This is a genomic window from Janthinobacterium sp. GW458P (assembly GCF_002127585.1).
GTDB lineage: Bacteria > Pseudomonadota > Gammaproteobacteria > Burkholderiales > Burkholderiaceae_D > Janthinobacterium.
The window spans coordinates 23,431-31,327 of record NZ_NEGZ01000060.1 but is presented as its reverse complement, the minus strand read 5'-3'; the positions used below and the strand labels follow the sequence as shown (position 1 = coordinate 31,327).

Annotated in this window: 7 protein-coding genes; all 7 read right to left on the bottom strand. The window is 68.1% G+C overall.

Annotated features, from left to right (window positions below; all coding sequences use genetic code 11):
- Positions 1-450 (bottom strand): type II secretion system protein N (locus tag CBW50_RS24360; RefSeq protein WP_139842620.1); only part of this gene is annotated, 450 nt, incomplete at its 3' end.
- Positions 451-469: 19 nt separating this feature from the next.
- Complete coding sequence (gene gspF / locus CBW50_RS24355) at positions 470-1,690, bottom strand: type II secretion system inner membrane protein GspF (protein WP_086147907.1); 1,221 nt, start codon at positions 1,688-1,690, stop codon at positions 470-472.
- 10 nt (positions 1,691-1,700) lie between these two features.
- Positions 1,701-3,122, bottom strand: coding sequence for a type II secretion system ATPase GspE (gspE, locus tag CBW50_RS24350; RefSeq protein WP_086147906.1), 1,422 nt, complete (start codon positions 3,120-3,122; stop codon positions 1,701-1,703).
- A 10-nt stretch (positions 3,123-3,132) separates the two neighbouring features.
- Positions 3,133-5,367, bottom strand: a complete 2,235-nt coding sequence (gene gspD / locus CBW50_RS24345) for a type II secretion system secretin GspD (protein WP_086147905.1) — start codon at positions 5,365-5,367, stop codon at positions 3,133-3,135.
- Complete coding sequence (locus tag CBW50_RS24340; protein ID WP_086147904.1) at positions 5,364-6,140, bottom strand: type II secretion system protein N; 777 nt, start codon at positions 6,138-6,140, stop codon at positions 5,364-5,366. Before CBW50_RS24340 ends, gspD begins: the two co-directional genes overlap by 4 nt.
- Positions 6,137-6,670 carry a type II secretion system protein GspM gene (gspM, locus tag CBW50_RS24335; protein ID WP_086147903.1) on the bottom strand — a complete coding sequence of 178 codons (534 nt, stop codon included), beginning with the start codon at positions 6,668-6,670 and terminating at the stop codon, positions 6,137-6,139. The genes CBW50_RS24340 and gspM overlap by 4 nt, the downstream gene beginning before the upstream one ends.
- Positions 6,667-7,896 (bottom strand): type II secretion system protein GspL, encoded by a 1,230-nt coding sequence (gspL, locus tag CBW50_RS24330; protein ID WP_253251986.1) that lies wholly within the window; start codon positions 7,894-7,896, stop codon positions 6,667-6,669. Before gspL ends, gspM begins: the two co-directional genes overlap by 4 nt.
- Between the last annotated feature and the right edge of the window lies 1 nt (position 7,897).

Here is a 7,897-nt window from a genome sequence, read left to right as displayed (position 1 = left end):
CGCCGCGGCGGGCGCCGGCGCGGCAGCCACCTGCGCCGGCAAGGCCAGCGCCTTGTCGTCCGCCACCAGGTCGATGCGCTTGCTCACGCCACCGTCAAGCAGCAGCACATGGCGCGCATGCACTTCCTGCACCGTCACGCCGGGCGCCACCTCGGCGCCTTCAGGCAGGGCCACGGACGGCTTGCCGTCGGTCGAGATGATGGCCACGCTGCCGCGGCCATTGCCGGCCGCCACCACGCCCTTGAGCTGATAGTTGCTGGCCGTGGCCACGCTGACCTGGCCGCCGAACAGCGAGGCGCCCGCCTCCACGCTGGCATCCTGCACCACCGGCACGGCGGGAGGATTGATGGGGCGTTGCGGCGCCTTGAACAGCTGCATGGCCCAGTAGGCCAGCGAGACGGACAGCGCCACGACGGCGAGCAAACTTACAAGTTGGGGCAAACGCTTCATGGTTTCCTTGATATTTCTCTTAACGCACCAGCTGATTAATCTCGATAATCGGCATTAATACGGCCAGCACGATCAGCAGCACCACCACGCCCATGGCCAGGATCAGGGCCGGTTCCAGCAAGCCGGCGATGGTCAGGGTGCGGCGTTCCAGGTCCTGCTCCTGCGCGCTGGCGGCGCGCTCGAGCATGGCCGGCAGTTCGCCCGTGATTTCGCCGGCGCGTATCATGTGGATCAGCATGGGCGGAAAATGCTTTTGCGCCGACAGCGCGCGCGCCAGGCTCACGCCTTCGCGCACGGCGCCGCTGGCCTCGACCACCAGTTCCTGCATCGCCACGTTCGTCAGCGTGTCGCGGCTGGTGTCGAGCGCGCGCAGGATCGGCACGCCGGACCCGGTGGTAATGGCCAGGGTGCTGGCGAAACGCGCCGTGTTCAGGCTGCGCTCGAACTTGCCGTACAGGGGCGCCGTCAGCAGCCAGGTATGCCAGCGCCGCTTCAGTGCCGGCTGCTGCAGTGCGCGGCGCCACGCCACCCAGGCGCCGACGAGGGCAATCGCCACGACGATGCCGTAATGGCGCACGAAGTCCGACAGCGCCAGCATGATCACCGTCAGCATGGGCAGCTTCTGCTTGGTATTGGCGAACACGGAAACGATCTGCGGCACCACGTAGGTGAGCAGGAAGATCACGATGGAAAACGCCACCACCGTGACGATGGCCGGATACGTAAACGCCAGCTTGACCTTCTGCACCAGCGCATTGCGCCGCTCGATATAGTCGGCCAGGCGCGAGAGCACGCGCGACAGATGGCCGATCTGCTCGCCCGACGCCACCAGCGCCCGGTAAATTTCCGCGAAATCGCGCGGGTGCCGCGCCAGCACGTCGGAAAACGCGGCGCCGCCGATTACTTCCGAGCGGATCGAGGCGATCAGGTCGCGCAGGTAGGGCCGCTCGGCCTGTTCCAGCAGCGCGGAAAACGCCTGCTCCAGCGGCAGGCCCGCTTCCAGCAGGCTGGCCAGCTGGCGCGTAAACAGGGCCAGCTCGGTGTTTGAGAGGCGCTCGCCGAAGCCGCGCCGCTTGGTGACGCCGGCGGCGTCCACCTGCGCGGCGATCTGCTCGACGGCCAGCGGCACCAGGCCTTGCACGCGCAGCTCGGCGCGCGCGGAACGGGGACTGTCGGCATTGAGCACGCCCTTGCGGGTGGCGCCTTGCGCGTCAACGGCTTCATAACGGAATGCGGGCATGGTGGCGGGCCTAGTCTTTGGTCACGCGCAGCAACTCGGCCTGCGTGGTGGTGCCGTCGCGCAGCCAGCGTTCGCCGTCGTCGCGCATGCCCGTCATGCCGTCCTGCAGGGCGACGGCGCGCACGTCCGCCTCCGACGCCCGGTTGTGGATCTGCGCGCGGATATGCTCCGTCGTGCGCAGCAGTTCATACACGCCGACGCGGCCCTGGTAGCCCGTCTGGCCGCACTGCTCGCAGCCGACCGCCTGCCAGTACTGGCCATCGAAGGTCTTGCAGGAGCCGCACAGCTTGCGCACCAGCCGCTGCGCCAGCACGCCCAAGAGCGACGACGACAGCAGGAACGGTTCGATGCCCATGTCGAGCAGACGCGTGACGGCCGCCGAGGCATCGTTCGTGTGCAGGGTGGCCAGCACCAGGTGGCCCGTCAGCGACGCCTGCACGGCGATCTGCGCCGTTTCCAGGTCGCGGATCTCGCCGATCATGATCACGTCCGGATCCTGCCGCAAAATCGCCCGCAGCGCCTTGGCAAACGTCATGTCGATGCGCGGATTGACCTGCGTCTGGCCCACGCCGGCCAGGTCGTACTCGATCGGGTCTTCCACCGTCAGGATGTTCGTCGTGGTGGCGTTGAGCATCGACAGCGCCGCATACAGGGTGGTGGTCTTGCCCGAGCCGGTAGGGCCCGTGACGAGCACGATGCCGTGCGGCTGCGTGATCAGGCCGTCGAACTGCTTCAGCATGGGCGCGCTCATGCCCAGGTGCTGCAGGTCGAGGCGGCCCGCCTCCTTGTCCAGCAAGCGCAAGACGGCCCGTTCGCCATGGCCGGTGGGCAGGGTCGAGACGCGCACGTCGACGGGCTTGCCGCCCACGCGCAGGGTGATGCGGCCGTCCTGCGGCAGGCGTTTTTCGGCGATGTCGAGCTGCGCCATGATCTTGATGCGCGAAATCAGCGAGCCGTGGATGGCCTTGCGGGGGCGCACCACGTCGCGCAGGCTGCCGTCGATGCGGAAGCGCACGACGGACGTCTGCTCGAACGGTTCGATGTGGATATCGGACGCGCCTTCGCGCAGCGCCTGCGTCAGCAGCGCGTTGATCATGCGGATGACGGGCGCATCGTCCGACGATTCAAGCAGGTCCTCGATGGCCGGCACGTCCTGCAGCAGCTTGGTCAAGTCCAGGTCGGCGTCGAATTCATCGGCCATCTGCGACGCGTCGCCGCCGCCGCCCGCGTAGGCGCCGGCAATGGCCGCGTCGAGCTCGGGGCGCGGCAGCACCGTCAATTGAATCTGGCCGAAACGGCGCGACACTTCGGCGATGGCCGCCGGCGCCGTCGATGCCGCCACCAGCACCTCGACCGGGGCGCCATCGACGGCGCCGGGCCGGGCCAGCAGGCCGAAATCGCGCGCGTAGGCGTAGGGAAGCAGATTACTCATGGCGACCCGATCACTTCTGCTGCTGTTGCTGCTGGTATTGCTGCAGCAGCGGCTGCGGCGGCGTGGCCGCATTGGCCGGCGCGCCTGGCGGCGGCGTCGGCGCCGGCGGCACGGGACGCGTCACCATGCTGCCGCCCACCGGCTGGCCGTTTTCCAGGGCCGGCAGGACCGGCGTACCGAGGTCTTTCAGCATCAGGTTGCCCGAAGCCGGCACGGCGGCCGTCTCGGCCGAGCGCATGTAATCGTAGCGGTCGGCCGCCAGGCTGCCGCTCTGCTCCTTGTTGCGCACGATGACGGGGCGCAGGAAGATCATCAGATTGGTTTTCTTGCGCTCGCGCGTCTGATACTTGAACAGGTTGCCCAGCAAGGGGATGTCGCCCAAACCGCGTACTTTTTCCGCGTTGTCGCCCGTGCTGTCCTCGATCAAACCGCCCAGTACAATGATCTGCCCATCGTCGGCCAGCACATTGTTTTCGATCACGCGATTGTTAATCGTGATGCCGCTGACGGCCGTCGCCGTGGATTTATCCACGCTCGACGTCTCGTGATAGATGCCCAGCTTGATGGTGCCGCCCTCGGAAATCTGCGGGCGCACCTTCAGGGTCAGGCCCACCTCCTTGCGGTCGATGGTCTGGAACGGATTCGTGTTGGTGCCGGCCGTGCTGGTGTACTGGCCCGTCAGGATAGGCACGTTCTGGCCCACCTTGATGGTCGCCAGCTCGTTGTCCAGGGTGATCAGGTTCGGCGTCGACAGGATGTTCGCATTGCCGTCCGATTCCAGCGCATGCGCCACGGCGCCCAGGCCCAGCGCGCCGTTGATCTGCTTGAAGATGCCCAGGGTCAGGCCGCCCGTGGGCAGCACCTTGCCGCCGCCCAGCGCCAGCTTGGCGATATTGTTGTCGGTGCCGCCGGCAAACGACTGCAGCGCGCCCACGCGGTAGCTGCTGTTGCTGTCGCCGGACAGCCCCAGCCACTGCACGCCGAATTCGGAAGCCTTGGCCGACGTCACTTCGACGATCAGCGCCTCGATGTAGACCTGGGCGCGGCGCACGTCGAGCTGGTCGATCACGGCGCGCAGGTTGCGGTAAACGGCTTCGTTACAGGTCAAAATCAGGGTATTGGTCGAAGCGTCCGCCTGGATGAAGCCCGCCGCGCCGCCCGAGGACAGCTGCTGCGGCCCGTTGCTCAGCGCCGCCCCGCCCGTGGTGCCGCTCTGGGTATTGCCGCCCAGGCCCGTGCTGTTCATGCCGCTGTTGCTCTGGCTGATCTGGTTGTTCGTATTCTGGTTGCCGACGCCCTGCTGCGCCGTGGCGGCCGTGCCGTCCGACGTCACCACCGAGCGCAGGGTCTGCGCCAGCTTGGTGGCGTCCGCGTTCTTCAGGTACACCACGTGCACATTGCCCAGCTGCGTGGTGGGCTGGTCCAGCTTGGAAATGAGCGACTTGGCCAGGTTGGCGCGCGCCGCCGACGGCGCGCGCAGCACCAGCGAATTGGTGCGCGGGTCGGCCAGCACCGAGACCTTGCCCGCGTCGGCCGCCGCGCCGGCGCCGCCGCTGCCGCCTTCCATCAGTTTATTCACCATCGAGGCCAGGTCGGAAGCGATGGCATAGCGCACGGGGATCACATCCAGGTCCGTCGAGGCGGGCACGTCGAGCGCGGCGATGATTTTCGCCAGGCGCTTGAGGTTATCCGCGTAATCGGTGATCACCAGCGAGTTGTTGCCCGGGTTGGCGTTGATCGTGTTATTCGGCGAAATCAGCGGCCGCAGCACGGCCAGCAGGTTGGCCGAGGACTCGTAATTCAGGTAAAACACCTGGGTGGCGATCTGGTCGCCCTTCACCTGGCTGCTGCCGTTGCCCACCTGGGTCGGCACGGACTGCAGCTTGGCGTCCGCTTCCGGCACCACCTTCGCGTAGCCGTCGCCGGACACCACCGCGTAGCCCTGCAGGCGCAAGGCCGAGGCCAGCAGCCCGAAGGCCTGCGTCTTGCTGATCGATTTTTCCGACACCAGGGTGATCGTGCCCTTGACGCGGGGATCGATGACGAAATTGATGTTGGTGTAATGGCCCACCGCCTTGATCACCGATTCGATGTCGGCGCCGACGAAATTGAGCGCCGCCTCATCGCCGGGCGCGGCCCAGACGGGCGCCGGCATGCCGGCCACGGAACAGCACAGCAAGGCGGCGGCCGACAGGCGGCGCAGCGAGAAGGGGGAGGTATTTGGGCTCACGGATGGTTTTTTCATTGTCTAAACTCTAAGGCGATGATGTTCTTTTCGCTATTGCTACGGCGCTGTCCCAGCAAATTCAACAAACTCGCCAAGGTCTCTTCATATCCTGCTGCGGCCTGGGCCTGGCCGGAAAACTGCATGCGCCCCTGATTCAGGCTGCCGCTGCCGTCGAGCAGCAGCGGCCCTTTGATCGAGCGCAAGGCCAATGTCGCCTGCTGCCCCTGCCAATCGAAATCGAGTTCATAACTGCCCAGCGGACGCAGCGACGACAGGCGCGAGGCCATGTCCGTCATCTGCAAGGTGGTGCGGCCGACGGCGGAAAACTGCCGCTGCTCCAGGGCCAGCTCCAGCGTGCTCCACGACAGGCGCATGCTGCCCGTCGGCGCCACGGTATTTAACGGCGCACCAAGGCCGCCGAGGCCATCGGCCGGCAGCAGCAGGGCCGCCGGGCTGACCTGCCAGTGCGACCACGAGCCGCGCAGGTTCACCGGCTGCGACAACGCCTGCGGATTCTGCAATTCCACGTCCGCCGCCCCCCACAGCACCGAGGGCGAAATGCGCCAGCTGAAGCGCCCCGGCAGCAGCGGCGTCACGGCGCCGTTCGCGCTGGCCGCCCCGCCGATAAAGGCCGAGCCGCGCCACAGGGTACCCTGCGCGTCGCCCAAGGTCAAACGTCCGCCCGTCTGCTTTTCCACGATACTGGCCACCCAGCCGGCCGGAAAAAACACCAGCAGGGTGACGCAGACGCTGGCGACGATGGCCAGCAGCCATCCGAGCAGGCGCATCATCGCGTCGCGCCCGGGCTCTGGTGCAGGCTCAGGGTGGCGTCCACCTGGCCCGCCTTGTTCTGCGCCGTGATCTTGGCTTCCTGCACGGCGATGCGGCCTTCGCGGCGCAAGCCGTCCAGCCACAGCATGACGCTGGCGAACGGCACGCCGTTCAGCTGCACGCGCGCATACTCTCCCGTCAGCGACAGCGATTGCGGCGCCAGGCCGCGCGCTTTCAGCGACGCATCGAGGCTGTCACGGCTCATGGGCGCCACCTGCACGGGCGCCTGGCGCGCCAGCTCCCCCGCTTCGCGCGCCAGCCCCTGCAGCTGGGCCGCGTTCTGGCGCAGCTCGGGCAAGCTTTTTTGCAAGGCGATGCGGCCCGTCCACGCCGGCTCGAAAAACACGGCGTAGACGAGGGCCAGCCCCGCCACCACGCCGCCGATGGCCAGCAGCTTGCGCTCCTGCTGCGTACGCTCCGCCCAGAACGCCTGCACGGCCTGCTGCCGCCCCGTCCACGCTGCGCGCGCCTTGTTGACTGCTGCACTCATGCTTTTGCTCCCGTGGCCGGCGTGATCTTCCACACGCCCGGCTCCGTTTCATTCAAGGCCAGCTTGCGCGCGGCCAGGCCGTCGCGCACCTGCGCCTGGGCGCTGGCGGTGACCATGTCCGGCTTGAGCCGCACGATCAGGCTGCGTTCGCGGTATTCGAGCGACGCCACCACGCCGCGCCCGGCCAGGCCGCCCAGCGCCTCGCCCAGCGCCGCGCTCATGCTGGTGAAGTCATCCATGCTGGCCTGGCCACCCTGCAGGCGGGCGGCAGCGATATTGCGGCGCATCTGCTCCGCTTCCAGTCCAGACACGGGCGCCTCGTTCGGATATGCGGCCTTGAAGGTCTGCTGCATCGAGGTGTGCACGGTGGCCGCCTCGCGCTTCAGGCGCATCCATTCGATATTCATGCCGGCCAGGTTGACGATCACCGTCAGCAGCGCCAGGCGCAACGGCCAGCGCCAGCGGCGCCAGTCGGCGGCCGCGCCCGTGGCCGTGCCCAGCGCGGGAGCCAGGTCCAGCACCGCGCCCCTGGCGCCGGCGATCCAGTGCGCCCAGTGGTCGGGCGCCACCGTCACGCCGTCCATGCCGGCGGCCAGTTGTTGATATTGCGCAAGCTCGGCCTGCGCCACGTACACCGTCAGGGGCACGTCGCCGGCAAACGCGCGCGTCGTCAGCAGCGCCTGCTGCGGCTGGGCCGGCAGCACCAGGCCCAGGCCTTCCTGCGGCGCCTGGCGCAAGGCCAGCTCCAGGCCGTCGCCGGCCGCTTGCAAGGACGCCGTCACGCTGCCCGGCTGCAGGGGCAGGCACAGCTGGGATGGCAGCAGCGCCACCTTGCGCGCGCCCTGCGCCAGCAAGGCTTTCACGAGTACCTCGGCCCAGGCGCGCTGCGCCACGGCCACCGTGCGCATGCCGGACGCATCGGCCGCGCCGGCGGCCAGCAGGCAATCCTGGGCGTCGCCGAGGATGTGTTCTTCCACCAGGCCCGGCAAGGCCGCGCGCAGGCGGGCACCGGCCAGCGGCGGGGKTGTCAGGCGCAGCAGGGTCACGTCGGCCGCCGCCAGCAGCAGCACCACCTGCTTCGCGCCGGCGATCAGCTGGCCCAGGCTGCCCACGGGCGAGCTGCCCTGCTGCAGCAGGGCGCCGCCGTCGCCGGCCAGCACGAAGGAGCAGGCGGGCGCGCTATCGGTGGACGCCTTGGCCGGGTGCCGGATATACAAAGTTGTCAAA